13 protein-coding genes and 1 tRNA gene are annotated in these 16,473 nt (G+C 54.8%); 5 read left to right on the top strand and 9 right to left on the bottom strand.

The window, feature by feature from the left end:
- Window positions 1–183 precede the first annotated feature (183 nt).
- The 9 genes from J3P79_RS21810 to J3P79_RS21770 all read right to left on the bottom strand — a co-directional run bounded on the left by J3P79_RS21810 (window position 184) and on the right by J3P79_RS21770 (window position 10,843).
- Window positions 184–1,542 carry a hypothetical protein gene (locus tag J3P79_RS21810; RefSeq protein ID WP_434605634.1) on the bottom strand — a complete coding sequence of 453 codons (1,359 nt, stop codon included), beginning with the start codon at window positions 1,540–1,542 and terminating at the stop codon, window positions 184–186.
- Window positions 1,543–1,588: 46 nt separating this feature from the next.
- Window positions 1,589–1,858, bottom strand: coding sequence for a hypothetical protein (locus J3P79_RS21805; RefSeq protein ID WP_434605633.1), 270 nt, complete (start codon window positions 1,856–1,858; stop codon window positions 1,589–1,591).
- Between the two features lie 40 nt (window positions 1,859–1,898).
- On the bottom strand, window positions 1,899–2,228 hold the full coding sequence (locus J3P79_RS21800; protein WP_434605632.1) for a hypothetical protein: 330 nt from the start codon (window positions 2,226–2,228) through the stop codon (window positions 1,899–1,901).
- 451 nt (window positions 2,229–2,679) lie between these two features.
- Window positions 2,680–2,889, bottom strand: a complete 210-nt coding sequence (locus J3P79_RS21795; protein WP_027605401.1) for a hypothetical protein — start codon at window positions 2,887–2,889, stop codon at window positions 2,680–2,682.
- Between the two features lie 273 nt (window positions 2,890–3,162).
- Window positions 3,163–6,846: an RNA-binding domain-containing protein gene (locus tag J3P79_RS21790; protein WP_434605631.1), complete on the bottom strand. Its 3,684-nt coding sequence runs from the start codon at window positions 6,844–6,846 to the stop codon at window positions 3,163–3,165.
- A gap of 179 nt (window positions 6,847–7,025) precedes the next feature.
- The gene (locus tag J3P79_RS21785; RefSeq protein WP_027605403.1) at window positions 7,026–7,301 is read right to left on the bottom strand and encodes a hypothetical protein; all 276 of its coding nucleotides are present in this window, start codon (window positions 7,299–7,301) and stop codon (window positions 7,026–7,028) included.
- Window positions 7,298–8,278: an integrase domain-containing protein gene (locus J3P79_RS21780; protein ID WP_434605630.1), complete on the bottom strand. Its 981-nt coding sequence runs from the start codon at window positions 8,276–8,278 to the stop codon at window positions 7,298–7,300. Before J3P79_RS21780 ends, J3P79_RS21785 begins: the two co-directional genes overlap by 4 nt.
- Before the next feature lie 988 nt (window positions 8,279–9,266).
- A complete protein-coding gene (locus tag J3P79_RS21775) occupies window positions 9,267–10,595 on the bottom strand; it encodes a tyrosine-type recombinase/integrase (RefSeq protein ID WP_027605406.1) in 1,329 nt (442 codons plus the stop codon).
- A gap of 163 nt (window positions 10,596–10,758) precedes the next feature.
- A tRNA-Leu gene (locus J3P79_RS21770) sits at window positions 10,759–10,843 on the bottom strand.
- Window positions 10,844–10,951: 108 nt separating this feature from the next.
- Here J3P79_RS21770 and queA point away from each other — a divergent pair.
- From queA to secF, 5 genes are all read left to right on the top strand, one after another.
- The gene (gene queA / locus J3P79_RS21765; RefSeq protein WP_028237240.1) at window positions 10,952–12,001 is read left to right on the top strand and encodes a tRNA preQ1(34) S-adenosylmethionine ribosyltransferase-isomerase QueA; all 1,050 of its coding nucleotides are present in this window, start codon (window positions 10,952–10,954) and stop codon (window positions 11,999–12,001) included.
- Window positions 12,002–12,015: 14 nt separating this feature from the next.
- Entirely contained in the window at window positions 12,016–13,131 is a 1,116-nt protein-coding gene (gene tgt / locus J3P79_RS21760) for a tRNA guanosine(34) transglycosylase Tgt (RefSeq protein ID WP_434611573.1), read from the top strand.
- Between the two features lie 43 nt (window positions 13,132–13,174).
- Window positions 13,175–13,510: a preprotein translocase subunit YajC gene (gene yajC, locus J3P79_RS21755; RefSeq protein WP_039592131.1), complete on the top strand. Its 336-nt coding sequence runs from the start codon at window positions 13,175–13,177 to the stop codon at window positions 13,508–13,510.
- Window positions 13,511–13,574: 64 nt separating this feature from the next.
- Complete coding sequence (gene secD, locus J3P79_RS21750; protein ID WP_434605629.1) at window positions 13,575–15,443, top strand: protein translocase subunit SecD; 1,869 nt, start codon at window positions 13,575–13,577, stop codon at window positions 15,441–15,443.
- A 9-nt stretch (window positions 15,444–15,452) separates the two neighbouring features.
- Window positions 15,453–16,367, top strand: a complete 915-nt coding sequence (gene secF / locus J3P79_RS21745; RefSeq protein WP_434605628.1) for a protein translocase subunit SecF — start codon at window positions 15,453–15,455, stop codon at window positions 16,365–16,367.
- Window positions 16,368–16,473: the final 106 nt, after the last annotated feature.

Raw genomic sequence — 16,473 nt, 5'->3', positions numbered from 1 at the left:
GGCAAGCGGCCATTGCGTGCACCTAATAGCAGCAGAGTGCTTACCCGTATATCCTTTTTACCCTCAGATAATCCCAAAAAGAAATGGATTTATTTTCTGGCTCATACAGGCCCATCTCTTCCTTTGTTGCCTAGGCGGCGCTGCGTGAAACGTCCGGAACCCGGTGTGCCCAATAGTCGAACGCTAGTCCCACCGTGCTATTCCGCGTTTAAACACCTTGAATACCCGGCTCTCAGCAAACCATGCTAACCGTCCGAAACCAACCAGCAGTCGCCTCATTATCCTGACGCACTGCCCCAGCCTCTGCCCTGCAACCCTCAGAACCCGACGCCTATCAACCCCAGGCCGCGCATCAATCAAGCACAGCTTGGTAGTCGCCAAGGCCACCTTCGTTCCCACCGCCACAGCAACAGCAAGAAAATACAACCAACGGTGATTCTTCGCTTTGTCATGCTGGCCGACCAGCGCCAACTGCTGCTTCAAGGAGGGCTTGACACCAGCAAGCCAGGGAACGATGCATTCGCTGGCCAAGGCTACGGTGTGACTGCTGATATTGTTGTCCACGAGGCCGGGTGGGCCATCAGGATTGTTCAAGCAAAAGCCACGGGGGACGTACTCGCAGGTGCTGGAGAGTGGCGATGAGCGCGACATGCCATTGGAAAAGTGCTTCACGGGGCACAACCGTAGGTTGTAGTCGTTGATCTCTTTGCGGATGGCGATCACATCCTCGTCGCTTATGGTTCTTCTCGTCGCGGCGTAGAACCCTTTGGAGTCGTCCGGTGCGAAATCCATGAAGTAGCTGGCTTCACCTTCCTTGATGTGGGTAAAGGTCCATTGTGAATTGCTGCTCCACTGGCACGATTTCAGGCTATCCAGGCCATTCGCCCTGCAGTAATCATCATAGCGCTTGATCTGGCTCAGCAGGAACGCGCTGGCCTCCTGGATGCTCGCTGTCGCCTCCTTCAGCATTGCGGTGTCTTCATTGGCGCCGTTGTCCGCCACGAAGAACACCGCGGCGACCAACGCCAGTGGAAACCAGAAGTGATCGTATATCTGACGGAAGCGGTCGGTCAGGTTGAGGTTGTCATAGATAAGCACCATGACGGCCCATCCGGTGATGGCGCAAAGCATCAACAAGGGGATCAGCCCGATCTCGCTGCCCAGTTTCCCAACGCCATTGATGGCGTAACGGATGGGCAGGTAATTGATGTTGTTGGGAAAGAGGCCGAGGCAGTTCAACGCTCCCGGTAGGAGCAAGAGTGCGAAGAAGATGAGCACGCCTCTTTTCTTGCCCACCGTGTAGGCCGCTGCTGCCAGCAAGGGGATCAGCAGCAGCGACAGCATCATCAGACAGCCAAGCGTGTTCACCATCGCTTCGTCGGGCGACCAGTAGGTTCCGATGATTTGCCCGGCGTCGTTACGCCCGTTGAAGGTCGATGAGACGACGCCAAGCCCCTCCAGGATCTGGTGCAGGTTGTAGGCCGCGCCGTGGAGAAACTTCAGGTAAGGGTAGAAGAAAGTTCCTATGGAAACCAAAGGCATTCGACAGTTCAGCGATCAGCTTAATCTGACTTGTTCCACATGGTTCTTAAGCTTTAGTTTCAGACAGCGCGTTTGTCACCGTTTCCAGTAAACGAGTAAGGGTGGAAATTGCGGAATAGAGGTCGTCCTGGGTATCCCCGTCCCACTCCTCAACGGTCTCCAGTTCCGCACGTAGCTTGTTGATGCGTTCTTGAATCTCTGCGAGTTCAGCGGCGCCACATTGTGTGGCAATTGCCTGCCAACCGACGTCGGAGATGTTCTCCTGGACCGATAAGCCTGATCTGGCTTTATCGATCAGTTCTTGAAGTTTGCTCATCTGACATTCATGCCAAGGTAGGGAGATGGGATCTGGCCGCTTACTGGATATTCTTCAAATAGTCTTTAAGCGCAATAAGCGGCGTATCCAATTGTGCCACCGTTGGCACGGCTCGGAGATTTTCTGCCAGGCGAATCAGCTCTCGGCCCAGCACTGTATCTACCCCACCCACCGCCCCCAACGCTAAATCCAGGCATCGACCGATTTCGCCCTGAATCCCGGCCACATCGCCCCGCCGTATCAGCAACTCAAAAACCTCCCGATCACAACCCCCCATCAACGGATCATCCCGCAGAATCGGACTGTGGCCTTCCGTCTCATAAGCCAGCTTGAGGGAGTAAAGAGCGACCGTTTCCAGCAGCAATTCCATGGGGTGAAATCCTTTGTGACTGGGTGGGGAGGGGGTGGCCACTCGAAGCATCGGTGGGTGCAGTGACATTTTTGTGAGTGCTACGCGCTCAAGCGGGAGCAAGCTCCCTCGCCACGGGGGTGTGGTGTTCTTGGAGGTGGATCACTTTCCTGCAGACGAAAAAAAAGACCTTGAATTTCAAGGTCTTTCTTTAAGATGGTGCCCGAGGGAGACTCGAATAATAGCATAACTGTATAATTAACATAGTTTTTTGCATGTGTACACTTCCACGTTGTACCGTGAAGTGTACATCCTACCTGCCTCCAGTAAGGACTGGTGTGGATGGAAGCTTGATAGGATTTCTCCATCCAATTTCCGACGAGCTGTGAACGATATCTACAAAAAACTGGTTACGGATAGACTCCCTGGTCTACCAAAAAATGCCGAACCGACACATGGCGAACTTTCGCGATTAGTCGGGCGTCATGAGTACAGCAAGCGTTATCTTGATGAACTCCTCGTTTCGATCGATCGTGTCCAGGGCGCCCCGAACATTGTCGGCGACGTCCGCCGATCCGCGCATCTCTACCCAGTTCGAAAGCTCCATGATGGCGGCCTCCAGGGCGAGCTGGTTTTCGTTGATCTTAAATAGCAGGGAAGGGAGTAAGTCTGAGTTTGGCATTGTGCAATCCTCCGTGAAATTTTCAGCGTAGCAGGGGGATTACTGACCTCGGTAGGGAGTTGCGCATGGTCGGAAGGACGCCGGGAGGATGGTGCATCCACAGTCGATTGCTGCCAGTCACGAAGGGCCGCAGTCGACCCAAAGCCGCCTTTGGTGGAAGGCAGCTATCGGCCCAAAGAAGGCGCTCGCCGAAGCCGATTCCATTTGAAATGCCGCTATCAAGCATCCGATTGAATTGCACCGAAATACAACCCAACCGGATTTTGCACATTATTAAAGTGCTTTAACCAGCCAAGCTCTAGGGCCGTCATAACTAAAGCCAAGGATACAAGTTACTCTTGCGTTCTCGGACCTCCCTCGGTCTAGACCGGCAAGGGCTGGCACAAAAAAAGCTTTTATCCCACCGGGCAATTCAATCTCGCCCGCTTGAGGCCCTGCTATGGAGGATACGGAACCTTCGATGCGCATTAGCTTGTCGGTATCAGTCCAGAATCCGGCGGTTTTACTCCACTCCCCAAGTTGTTCTGCTCGAGTTATTTGCTGTAAGCCATCACCATTAGATAGCCATTCAAAACTCAACTTTCGAGTTCTACGCAGCCGGCTTAAATTTCTGCATTCTTCCAACTCTCGTAGGTGGCGATCCGACGCAAGAGTAGATCCTTCTAATGCCTGAAGAGCGTACAGGACGGAAAGGTAGTAGGCCGCATCAACTCCCCCTTTTATGCTTTTCCAATATGCTACTCTCTCAATCGCATCGTCTAGCGATGGCGGATTTGATAAGAAACGCGACGCTTGAATCCATAGTCTAATATTCTCGCCGAACCCGGGCTCTTCAGTTGCATTTTCTTCGAGCAGCTCTACGCACCTCACAAGCTCTTTGACCGAAAGATTTTGCCACTTTCTGTCGCGTCGAGCTAAATAAGTCCATACTAGCTGCCTTCTAATCGGGGGGGCGTACACACCTTGCGCATCGTGACGATCAAGCAGGTTTTGCCAGCGTTGCAATGCAGCCTCGTGCGATCCGTAAAGAGTATCGAGCTCTGCCCGACACCTCTCTTCGTACGGATTAGAGTGAGAATTCGCATTCATTCTCCGAACTACATCTAAAAATGCCTCAGCTCTTTCGAAAGACTCACGAAGCCAGCTATTTTTACTATTGCTCGCCGCGAGTACCGGCGTTGTTTTTGCCGCCCTCCCGGCGTAATCAAGAACCTTTATTATAAGCTGAACTTCGCTTATATATTTGTGAGCATCGTCGCCATTTATATCTCTAGCGCGCTCAAAAAATATTGACGCTGCAGAAGCTGACTCAAGAACACTTTCAAGAGGTTCTTTTACTTCCATTTTATGATAGGCCTCTGATCTCTCTACCATTCCTTGCATATGGTGCAGTAGAGAATCTCCAGATTCCAAGGCAACCGCTTTTTCTAATGCTTCCCGGGCATCTCCATATCTCTGCATCTGCAAGGAATAGAGCCTTCCCAGATGCGCCCAATAATGCGGTTCTTCTGGAAAGAGCGATACAATATGCTTAAAGACCCTCAACCTACCTTCCGGTGTAGGAATTTGCATAACTATTTCAGAAAAATAACGTTCTCCTGCCGACACTGTTCCGAGAAGCTCCGCGTCATTTCGATAAAAAAAAGTTCTATCTACGGTCGACTTTAATTGCTCAGGAGCTAAGGAGTTATTTGTTCTACAAAAATCTGCAACGTCACATGCTACGTCTGCCAATCGAGCTTTCCATGCCCTAGGATCAGGTAGATTCTCACTTAATAATTGAACGAGTACTTCTTTGCCAATTAAATAGTGGGCAGGCCGCCAGACCCCCGTTCTTTCTTCGATGATTAAATTTAGTGCTTGAGGCGATAAGGCCCTTCTAAAATCAACTATTTTCGATTGCGGTAGCGCTAGTAGTCCAGCAAAGTTTTGGGCGCTCAATGCTTGTTGTCCATACACGTAAACAACGCTAAGGAAAACAAGAATTTTTTTCTGAAGTGGGGGGAGCCCTGCCAAGTGGTTTGAGACATAAGATGATAAGCCTTCATACTTATCGTTAAAAGCTGTCAGGCCAAATAGGAACGCGGTTCGGGACTGGGAAGATTCAAACGCGAGAGCATCTATCGCAGCACGCTTCGCCGGCATCGCCCCCGAATAAACCGCCGCAAAACGACCCGCATCAGCATCATTCAACTGAGATGAAACAGAGAATGTTCGGTCTGAGATTTTAGGCAAGTCGGAACGTCTAAAAACCTGTAGAAATACAGATGGTATCTGTCTTGACGCCAATAAATCACTAAGTTCATCGCTGTCTTTATCAGCGATATTGCCACCTTCACGTAGAATGAATATTGGGCTTTCGGTCGTATGGAATATTCTAGAGATACGTTCAATTGTCTCTTTAGGTCGACAATGCGATAAAACGACTGTAGGGAATTGAGTGTGCAATTCCCACAATATCCTTTTTGCGATCGTAGACCCTCCAGCACCGGGCCCATGATATAAATTTATACGTGATGACTTTCTAGACCTAAGGTCATTGCGCGCGGTTTTTAATATCGATGCAGTGAGGTCTCGATCGACGTCCGCGTGAATATTTAAATCAAACCAAGAAATAGGTGCGCCGCGAAGAAACTCAGTTCTCAGTTCTCTTTGAGGTTCGGCATTAAGACCAGAATTAAGATGAACAACTTCTAAGTCTTCCGATATCCAAGATAAATCTTCTAAGGAAATTTCTTTTTGAGTGCCATTTTTCCCAGGAAGCAAAATAAGCTCTTTGCCTTTGCTTTCTTTTGCACTCCGAAGAGTTGCGATACCATCTAAAAAATGGCCCGCGGACAACTCAACTAATACTGCCTCACTATTTTCAGCGACGGAAGACAGCTCCGAAACATGATCTGTAACTATAATTTTTACGACTAAATCCCCTAATAACTCAGTCGCATCATCCAAGCAACGAGTCAAATGCGGCAAAAGAGCTAGATCATTCCATAGCGCCACGATTACTACTGGATCAGAGCTGCACTTTGCAATTTCTGATAGTTTTTGTTTAAAGTCCGAAGCATAATACTTTAACCAATCACTCCACTTTCTCCCAATCTTTGTGGCCTCTCTTCCAGCAATACCTCTGGCGTAGTACCAAGTCGTGGATACTAGCAAATTTCCAGACAGAGCATCCCCTCTAGTTACTTGATGAACACTTCTTACTTGCGATAACGTATTTATACACGCAGTAGTGCTTTCTGAGCCTGAGCTGTCGCCATCAAAGTCAACTACAAAATTCCAATCCACTCCAGCTAAATTCTTTAAGTTTAGCTCCTCCCTACCTCCATCAAGCGCTACCAATAAAATATATCGCTGCCCGCTAATTGAAATATCGGCAGTATTTATTAAATTTTGCCATGATGGAGTGTCCTCGCCATAAGCTATCGAGCCTTTAGATTTATTTAAGAACCACTCATAAATCCCTCTGGTCTCCTCATACGAGGCTGGAGAGTTTTTAGAGTTTCTTCTCCAGTAAAGGGTTTTATCAACTAAAATATCCCCCACCGCCATTTTTGGTTTTAGCGTTACAAGGTAAGGCCCCTGAATCGGGGTATCCACGGGAATTTCAATCACGCCGAACTGCTGCCCCTGGTAAGACACTTCAATGTATCTAAACTTCGGGTGCGGATAGACCAAAGACTCCAACTTTTGCTGAAGGGTATTGTCATCCTCATGTTCAGAAATTCCGCGTAAGATCCTGTCACCGTTCTTTTTTGCCTCGACCCCTATCACAATGAAAGCAGTATGGTCGCGGGGAGTATTTGCCATGGATATTATATCCTTGGCAAATTTAGCTCGGTTGACATTGGACTCATACGAGTCTTGGTCTGAAAATGAGTAACCCTGTGATTTAAAATCTAGAGTGTCAGACTCCGACCGCTTCAGCAGCTGTTCGAAATTCGCTTCATCCATGGTGACGTTCCGGGACCGTGAGAAATTTTTAGTAGAGCTAACCCTACCTTATTTTTATCAGGCTGGCTCATTCGAGGAAGCCGATCAACAGTTTTCGTGCTTGGCCTGAAGCTCTTCCGAGTCACCCTCTAAGTTTGTAGATGCTGAGTCACCGTTTCTGGCCGTTTTCTGACCTTCGCTTAGGGGGTGAACTGCCAGGATTTTCCTAGACGATGAGTGAGTAATTGCATGGTCAGCAAATAGTAATAGCGCGTCGACTCAGTGCGCTGGTTTAGATGGTGATTCAAAAACCATGCAAGGTGTTTTCTCTGCCAAGTCCATGGATTGTCGCATTGCCAGCGCTCAGCGATCGCTGTTTGGATAGTCTTCGCCTGACGCAGGTGGCGTTGGCGTGTGGTGTGTGACCCGGTCAAGACGCCCGCCAGGAACAACTCCATATCGAATGGCTCACTCATGCTCGACCACCAATGTAAGCCGATACCACATCGATACGACCGTGCCCGAGTTCATCGCTGATTTGCACTCGTGCATCCTTATCTAGCCGTCGGTCGAGCTGATAGCAACGGCCACCGTTGACGGGCGCGGGATGATGGGTGATTTGCTCATAGCGCTCGCAAGCATAGGCCGCCCGCAATTCGTGGAAGCCTTTGAGGTTGTGCTTATGGAGGATGTCCCGTGCGGGTCGCACGATTCGCTGTTGGAAATCGAGGTAGCTTTCGTTCGGTGCAAGCAGGTTGCGACTACCGTCGGGCGAGATCTGTTCGGCAAACCTCAGTGCGTCACGAATATTATCATCTGCCGTAATCCTGCGAGGTGCCGAGGCACCTGAACGGCCACCTTTGGTGCCATCCTGGATGTTGATCTTGCCGTACTGTTCGGCCTCACGTTTTAGGCGTGGTAGGTCGGCCAAAATGGCCTCGCGTAAGCGCATGCCTGTGGCTCGGGCCAGCTGCACGATGGCAGCCGCGCGCGGCAGTTGGTATTCGCAGAGCGCCTCGACGATCCGCTTCACCTGTTCACGATCCTGGCCTCGCGGGGTTGCTGTGCGGACGGTTGTGCGCTGCAGTCCTAAAGCCTTGCTCGGACTCGACACCTTCACATACTGATCACCTCTCAGCGTGGCCATGGTCCGATTCACACTGGATAATCGGTTTTGCGCAGTCGCGATAGCGAGCTCACCTTGTTCAACTTGCTGGCGCAGATACCCGGCGTAGTCCAGCAAGGTCTGCCGATCAATTTGTCGCGCATCGTTAAACCCTGGTCCATCCTCCGACCGACACCAGCGTACAAACGCCTGCCAGCGATCACTGTGCGCCTTGACCGTGCCGTAATGCCCACCGCCGAACATGTCTTTCAACGCCTGCGGCCCGGCGTAGCTCAATTGCTGGCCATAGCCAAAATTGCGCCCATCCCGTTTACCGACCAGCGCCATGATCAAACTCCTCTCGAAGTCAAAACGTTGAAGCTTTTCCCCACGTCATCCCGCCAAGAATGTTGAGTGTTATCAGGGATCAAGGCCCCTGCGACCTGTGAGGGTTGTCCACTAACGCGGGACTGTCGGCTCTTTACGACCGGGAGCTTGGGCATCTCATGATCTGGCCTCCTGAACACCGTTACCGGTGGGCGGGTGGAGGCTGCACTGGCTGACGAGACCAGTGCCGCGAGATCCTGAGTCAGGTGAAGGCAGTGAAGCGATGAGCGGGGCATGCCTGACTGTCAGTCAGGTGCAGTCCATTCCGTAGGCTGCGGCACCATCATCTGCATCGCCGTTGCTGGTGACTTCGGTGTTTGTCACGCCGATTGTCACGAGGGGAAATGCCGCAAAGCCTTGTACGAGATGGGCTGCAGCAGCGGTAGGAGCGCCCGTCTCTTTCCGGAAGAAAGAGACGGGCGCAGGTTGGCGCAATGAAATGGCCAAGCGGATAGGTTGCTGCAGGGCAGCTACGAAGGGGTGTGAGTTGCCGCAGTGGGCACTCTGGTAGAAGTAGGCATCCATCACATCGCTGTGACTGTGCGAGCCGCCGGACGCTCATCGCACTTTGGGAGAACCACCACGGTGTGGCGTAGCCTTAAAGGTTCTGGCTACCTGAGTTGCTGTCAACGACAGCGCTTTGCCCGATCTTTTTTACGCCTGTGGATAATTCGGGTCAAGGCTCGAATTATCCGGCGTTCTGCGGCGGTGGGTGAAATTATCCACCGGTGGAAATCAGTAGTTTTCCACAGACAGCTGTATGGGCTTTAGATTTTTTAAGTGAGGTCCATCCAAGCAGGGCGGCTTTGCAGCCCTGTTTGGATGGACCCGCGTGGAAGGCTGGGCTGTGGAGATCTCACCGACTTACCAGTGTTGGAATGCGCCACGGTAGTTTTGCAAGGCGATGATGTTGTCGTCGACCGGGTCGAATTGGTGAGGCGTCACGTGATCACTGAGTCGCCGTTGAGTCTGTCTCGATAGGCAACTTTTGGAGGTGATCATCTTTGTGTGCATGGGATGCTGTTAGAGGCGGTGCAGAAGGGCGTGCGAGGAACTGATTAACGCGAGTATCAAATTGATCGCGAAGGTTGGCTGTAATGCCTTCTTTGAGGGCGTCGAGATAGTCTGCATACCACTGCATCATGATCCGACGTTGCGGCAGGTATAGGGCTTGATTGTACTCGCCAGAGATGCCGCCCTCGACGTGAGCCAGCTGGCTTTCGACATGGTCCTTCAGCCAGCCATGTTCGCGCAGCAGCGTGCTTGCGGTATGACGAGTGCCATGGCTGACGAGTCGTCCTTTATAGCCGATCTTGGCGAACACCAGGTTGATCGTGTTTTCACTGATGACTGGCTGCTTTTCACCATTGCCTGGGAATAGATACCGACTGCGGCCAGTGCTTTGGTTCAGTTTGGTAAGCATGGCGATCAACTGATGAGGTAGAGGGCTGACGTAGTCTCTGCGCATCTTCATGCGGGCGGCCGGGATGGTCCATATCCCTTCCTCAAAATCGATTTCCTCCCATTTTGCGTAGCGAACCATGCCGGGGCGGCTCGCTGTCAGAATTGTCATCCATGATGCAATCCTCGCTGGTAGCCGGCTGGTGGTCTTGCTTAAGGCCCGGAGAAACTCAGGTAGTTCGTGTTCGTGCAGATGTGGGTAGTGTTGAGTGGGCGGTGGGGCTATCGCAATGGCATGGAGTTCGGAGGCTGGATTGTGTTCGCACAGGCCGCGTGCAATGGCTTGACTGAAAATCTGTTTCAGCCAGGTACGGGTCTTGTCCGCAACATTGAAGGCGCCTCGTTTTTCGATGCAGGCCTGCAGTTTTGCGCAGTCGCTTCGCGTGATGAGCTCCAGTTGCTTCTCGCCGAGAGCGGGCAGTAGATCCTTATCGAGATAGTCGCGGATCTTCTTCAGCGTCGCGCTGCTGCGGCCGGAGTCCGATTTGAATTGATACCAGTACTCCGCGGCTCGCCTGAAGGTGTTGAGCCCGGCCTCCTGCTGTCGCAGTTTGTCATCGCGGCGTTTGGCGCCGGGGTTGGTGCCTTGCTTGAGTAGGTTGCGGCATTCTGCAGCTCGTTCACGGGCTTCCTGCAAGGAGATATGCGGATACACACCCAGTGACATGCGCGCCGCCCGCCCCTGATAGGTGTACCGGAAGTGCCAATACTTGCTGCCGTTGGGTTTCACCAGCAAGGCAAGACCCGAACTATCACTCAACGTGAACGGTCTGTCGGCAGGCTTGGACGCTTTGATTTGCAAGGCGGTCAATGGCATCGCCGTACACCTCCGGTTCTCGAACTGGAATATGTACAGAAAATGTACCAAAAAGAGGCTGGCTTGCAAGAGATGGGGGTGGAACCCCAGAGACCAAAAAGCCCGCAGTTAGCGGGCTCTAGGGGTGTTACGTAGACGCTGGTAGTCGTCTATGTACTGCAAATGGTGCCCCGAGGGAGACTCGAACTCCCACTCCTTTCGAAAACGGATTTTGAATCCGCCGCGTCTACCAATTCCGCCATCAGGGCTCAATGGCGGCGAAGTATAGAGAGGTGCCTACCGTTGGTCAATCACGTTTCATGGTGAATTTTTAATATTTCCGCTAGACTTTCCGGCCCTGCTAGACGAACCCCATCATGCGTGTTGCTGACTTTACCTTCGAACTCCCGGATTCGCTGATCGCTCGCCACCCTCTGGCCGAGCGTCGCGCCAGTCGACTGTTGACCCTGGACGGGGTCAGCGGTGCCATGGCTCACCGTCAATTCACTGATTTGCTCGAGCATTTGCGCCCGGGCGATTTGATGGTGTTCAACAATACCCGGGTGATTCCGGCGCGGTTGTTTGGCCAGAAGGCCTCCGGCGGCAAGCTGGAGATTCTGGTGGAGCGGGTGCTGGACAGCCATCGCGTGCTGGCCCATGTGCGGTCGAGCAAGTCGCCCAAGCCGGGTTCGTCGATCTTGATCGACGGCGGCGGTGAGGCGGTGATGGTGGCGCGGCATGATGCGTTGTTCGAGCTGGAATTTGCCGAAGAGGTGTTGCCGCTGCTCGACCGTGTCGGGCACATGCCGTTGCCTCCTTATATAGATCGCCCGGACGAAGGTTCGGACCGCGAGCGTTATCAGACTGTGTACGCCGAGCGCCTGGGGGCGGTGGCGGCGCCGACGGCGGGGCTGCATTTTGATCAGCCGTTGCTGGAGGCGATTGCGGCCAAGGGCGTGGAGACGGCGTTCGTTACGCTGCACGTCGGAGCCGGGACGTTCCAGCCGGTGCGCGTGGAGCGTATCGAAGACCATCACATGCACAACGAATGGCTGGAAGTGAGCCAGGACGTGGTCGATGCCGTGGCGGCTTGTCGCGCTCGCGGCGGTCGAGTGGTGGCGGTGGGGACCACCAGCGTGCGTTCCCTGGAAAGCGCCGCGCGCGATGGTGTGCTCAAGCCGTTCAGTGGCGACACCGATATCTTTATCTACCCGGGCCGGCCGTTCCATGTTGTCGATGCCTTGGTCACCAACTTTCATTTGCCCGAATCCACGCTGTTGATGCTGGTTTCGGCGTTCGCCGGTTATCCCGAAGCCATGGCCGCCTACAAGGCCGCCGTCGAGCATGGGTACCGCTTTTTCAGCTACGGTGATGCGATGTTCATCACCCGTAACCCCGCGCCACGCGGGCCCGAGGAAACCGTATGAGTCGCACCTGTCGCATGTCCTTCGAGTTGCTTGCCACCGATGGCAAGGCTCGTCGCGGACGCCTGACCTTCCCCCGCGGAACGGTGGAAACCCCTGCGTTCATGCCGGTGGGCACCTACGGCACGGTCAAGGGCATGCTGCCGCGTGACATCGAGGCGATTGGTGCCGAGATCATCCTCGGCAACACCTTCCACCTGTGGCTGCGCCCGGGCATGGAAGTGATCAAGGCCCACGGCGACCTGCACGATTTCATGCAGTGGAAAGGCCCGATCCTGACAGACTCCGGTGGCTTCCAGGTGTTCAGCCTCGGTGCGATGCGCAAGATCAAGGAGGAGGGCGTGACCTTCGCTTCTCCGGTGGACGGTTCCAAGGTGTTCATGGGGCCGGAAGAGTCGATGCAGGTGCAGCGCGACCTGGGCTCGGACATCGTGATGATCTTCGACGAATGCACGCCGTACCCGGCCGATGAAGACGTGGCGCGGGTGTCCATGGAGCTGTCGTTGCGCTGGGCCCAGCGTTCGAAGAATGCCCATGGCGAAAACACGGCGGCGCTGTTCGGCATCGTCCAGGGCGGCATGCACCGCGACCTGCGCATGCGCTCGCTGGAAGGCCTGGACAAGATCGGCTTCGACGGCCTGGCGATTGGCGGCCTGTCGGTGGGTGAGCCGAAGCACGAGATGATCAAGGTGCTCGATTACCTGCCGGGCGAAATGCCGTCTGACAAACCTCGTTACCTTATGGGCGTTGGCAAACCGGAAGATCTGGTTGAGGGTGTGCGCCGCGGGGTGGACATGTTCGATTGCGTGATGCCAACCCGTAATGCCCGCAATGGGCATCTGTTCATCGACACTGGTGTGCTGAAGATCCGTAACGCGTTCCATCGCCATGATGATTCGCCGCTCGATCCGACGTGCGATTGCTACACCTGCCAGAACTTCTCCCGCGCTTATCTGCATCATTTGGACAAGTGCGGCGAAATGCTCGGCAGCATGCTCAATACCATCCACAATTTGCGCCATTATCAGGTGCTTATGGCTGGTTTGCGCGAGGCTATCCAACAGGGTACATTGGCCGCCTTTGTCGAGGCCTTCTATGCCAAGCGCGGGTTGCCTGTTCCGCCTTTGGACTGAGTTTTCCGATCCCTAGATTCAATACTTGCAACTGGAGTGCTAAATGAGCTTTTTTATCTCTAACGCCATGGCCGATGCCGCTGCACCTGCAGCTGCGCCAATGGGTGGCGGTTTCGAGTGGATTTTCCTGGTCGGCTTCCTGGTCATCTTCTACCTGATGATCTGGCGTCCACAGGCCAAGCGCGCCAAAGAGCAGAAGAACCTGCTCAGCAGCCTGCAGAAGGGCGACGAAGTGGTCACCACCGGCGGCATCGCTGGCAAGATCACCAAAGTGTCCGACGACTTCGTGGTACTGGAAGTCTCCGACACGGTTGAAATGAAGTTCCAGAAGGGCGCCATCGCGGCCACGCTGCCAAAAGGCACGCTGAAAGCGATCTAAAGTAACAACTTCTCTTCAATCGACGGGGCGCGCAAGGCGCCCCGCGTCATAAGCGGGCGGCGTGATGCTGAACAAATACCCTCTGTGGAAATACCTACTGATCCTGGCGGTGCTGGCGGTCGGTGTGATTTATTCCGCTCCCAATCTTTACCCGGATGACCCGGCCATTCAGGTCAGTGGCGCAAGCACTGCGCTGCAGGTCACCCAGGCCGATCTGGACCGTGCGAGCGCTGCGCTCAAGGCGTCCAATATCGAGGTCAAGGCTGCGTCCATCGCCGAAAACGGCAAGGGCGGCCTGTTGCGCCTGGTCAAGGCTGAAGACCAATTGCCAGCCAAGGACGTGGTGCGCAAGGCGTTGGGCGACGACTACGTAGTAGCCCTGAACCTGGCCCAGACCACCCCGCAATGGCTGCGCAACCTCGGCGCGCATCCGATGAAGCTGGGCCTGGACTTGTCCGGCGGTGTGCACTTCCTGCTGGAAGTGGACATGGAAAAAGCCCTCGACGCGCGCCTGAAAGTCTACGAAGGCGACGTCAAGAGCCTGCTGCGCAAAGAGCGCGTGCGCTATCGCAGCCTGCCGCAGTTCGAAGGTGCCATTCAGCTGGGCTTCAGTGATGAAGATGCCCGCGAACAGGCCCGTGCACTGGTCCGCAAGAATTTCAACGATTTCGATATTGTACCGGCCGACCTCAATGGCCAACCGGTGCTGCGTCTGGCGATGACCCCGGTGAAGCTGGCGGAAATCCGCGAATACTCCATCAAGCAGAACTTGACCACGGTGCGTAACCGCGTCAACGAGCTGGGTGTGGCCGAGCCGATCGTGCAGCGCCAGGGCGCCAACCGCATTGTGGTTGAACTGCCAGGCGTGCAGGACACGGCCGAAGCCAAGCGTATCCTCGGCAAGACCGCCAACCTGGAATTTCGCCTGGCCGCTGAGCCGGGTGCGTCCAAGGCCACGTCCGAGAGCTTCGAGTTCCGTGAAGGCGGTCGTCCGGCGGCGCAGATCGAGCGCGGCCTGATCATCACCGGTGACCAGGTGACCGACGCCCAGGCGGGCTTCGACGAGCAGGGTCGTCCGCAGGTGAACATTCGCCTCGACGGTCACGGCGGTGAACTGATGAGCCGCGCCACGCGCAGCAACGTCGGTCGCAGCATGGCGGTGATCTTCATCGAGCAGAAGCCGACCACCACTTACACCAAGCAAGTGGTCAACGGCGTCGAGAAAGACGTACCGGTCCAGACCTTCAAGGAAGAGAAGAAGATCATCAGCCTGGCGACCATCCAGTCGCCACTGGGCAGTCAGTTCCGCATCACCGGCCTGAACGGCCAGGGCGAATCCTCGGAACTGGCCCTGTTGCTGCGTGCCGGTGGCCTGGCCGCGCCGATGTACTTCGCTGAAGAGCGCACCATCGGCCCGAGCCTGGGTGCCGACAACATTACCAAGGGCGTCGATGCATCCCTGTGGGGCATGCTGTTCGTGTCGCTGTTCATCATCGCCATCTACCGCTTCTTCGGCTTGATCGCCACGGTTGCGCTGGCGGTGAACATGGTGCTGCTGCTGGCCCTGATGTCCTTGCTGGGCGCCACGCTGACCCTGCCGGGTATCGCCGGTATCGTCTTGACCATGGGCATGGCGGTGGACGCCAACGTGCTGATCTTCTCGCGGATACGTGAAGAGATCGCCGCGGGCATGTCGATCCAGCGGGCAATCAACGAAGGCTTCGGCCGCGCATTCACTGCGATTATCGACTCCAACCTGACCACGTTGCTGGTCGGCGGGATTCTCTTTGCCATGGGCACCGGCCCGGTCAAGGGCTTCGCAGTGACCATGTCCCTCGGGATCTTTACCTCGATGTTCACAGCCATTCTGGTGACCCGTGCAATGGTCAACCTGATTTATGGTGGCCGTGACGTCAAGAAGTTGTGGATTTAAGGGGCTGCCATGTTACGTACTATCAACTTCATGGGCGTTCGCAACATTGCGTTCGGCGTCACGTTGTTCCTTACGGCCCTGGCGTTGTTCAGCTGGGCCACCAAGGGTCTGAACTACGGTCTGGATTTCACCGGCGGTACGCTCATCGAGCTGACCTACGAGCGTCCGGCCGATGTCACTAAGGTGCGTGAGCAACTGGCGGCCTCGGGCTACAGCGATGCCGTCGTGCAGAGCTTTGGCGCCACTACCGACTTGCTGGTGCGCATGCCGGGTGAAGACCCGCAACTGGGCCACCAGGTCGCCGAGGCCTTGCAGAAGGCCGGCGGCGACAACCCGGCCCAGGTCAAACGCGTCGAGTTCGTCGGCCCGCAGGTGGGTGAAGAGCTGCGCGACCAGGGCGGCCTCGGCATGCTGTTGGCGCTGGGCGGCGTGATGCTCTACCTGGCTTTCCGCTTCCAGTGGAAGTTCGCGGTGGGCGCGATTGTTTCGCTGATCCACGACGTGATCGTCACCGTAGGCATCCTGTCGTTCTTCCAGATCACCTTCGACTTGACGGTGCTGGCGGCGGTGCTGGCGATCATCGGTTACTCGCTCAACGACACCATCGTGGTGTTCGACCGGGTGCGTGAAAACTTCCGTGTGCTGCGCAAGGCGTCCTTGATCGAGAACATCAACATCTCGACCACCCAGACCCTGTTGCGGACGATGGCGACGTCGATCTCCACCTTGCTGGCGATTGCTGCGCTGCTGTTCTTTGGCGGCGACAACCTGTTCGGCTTCTCCATCGCGCTGTTCATCGGTGTGATGGCGGGTACTTACTCGTCGATCTACATCGCCAACGTGGTGTTGATCTGGCTAAACCTGACCACCGAGGACCTGATTCCTCCAGCGGCCACTGACACCGAGGTGGACGACCGCCCGTAAGGCTCGGTTATCCGTCCGTCACCACTGAAAAGGCGCGAGTTGAACTCGCGCCTTTTTTTGTGCTCCAAGGCTGGGAGAAGCGCGGATTAATCCGCTTGTGATGGTC

It is taken from the genome of Pseudomonas sp. R1-7 (assembly GCF_051132105.1).
In the GTDB taxonomy this organism is placed as follows: Bacteria; Pseudomonadota; Gammaproteobacteria; order Pseudomonadales; family Pseudomonadaceae; genus Aquipseudomonas.
The sequence above is the reverse complement of the archived record's forward strand: the minus strand, read 5'-3'. Positions and strand labels throughout refer to the sequence as shown.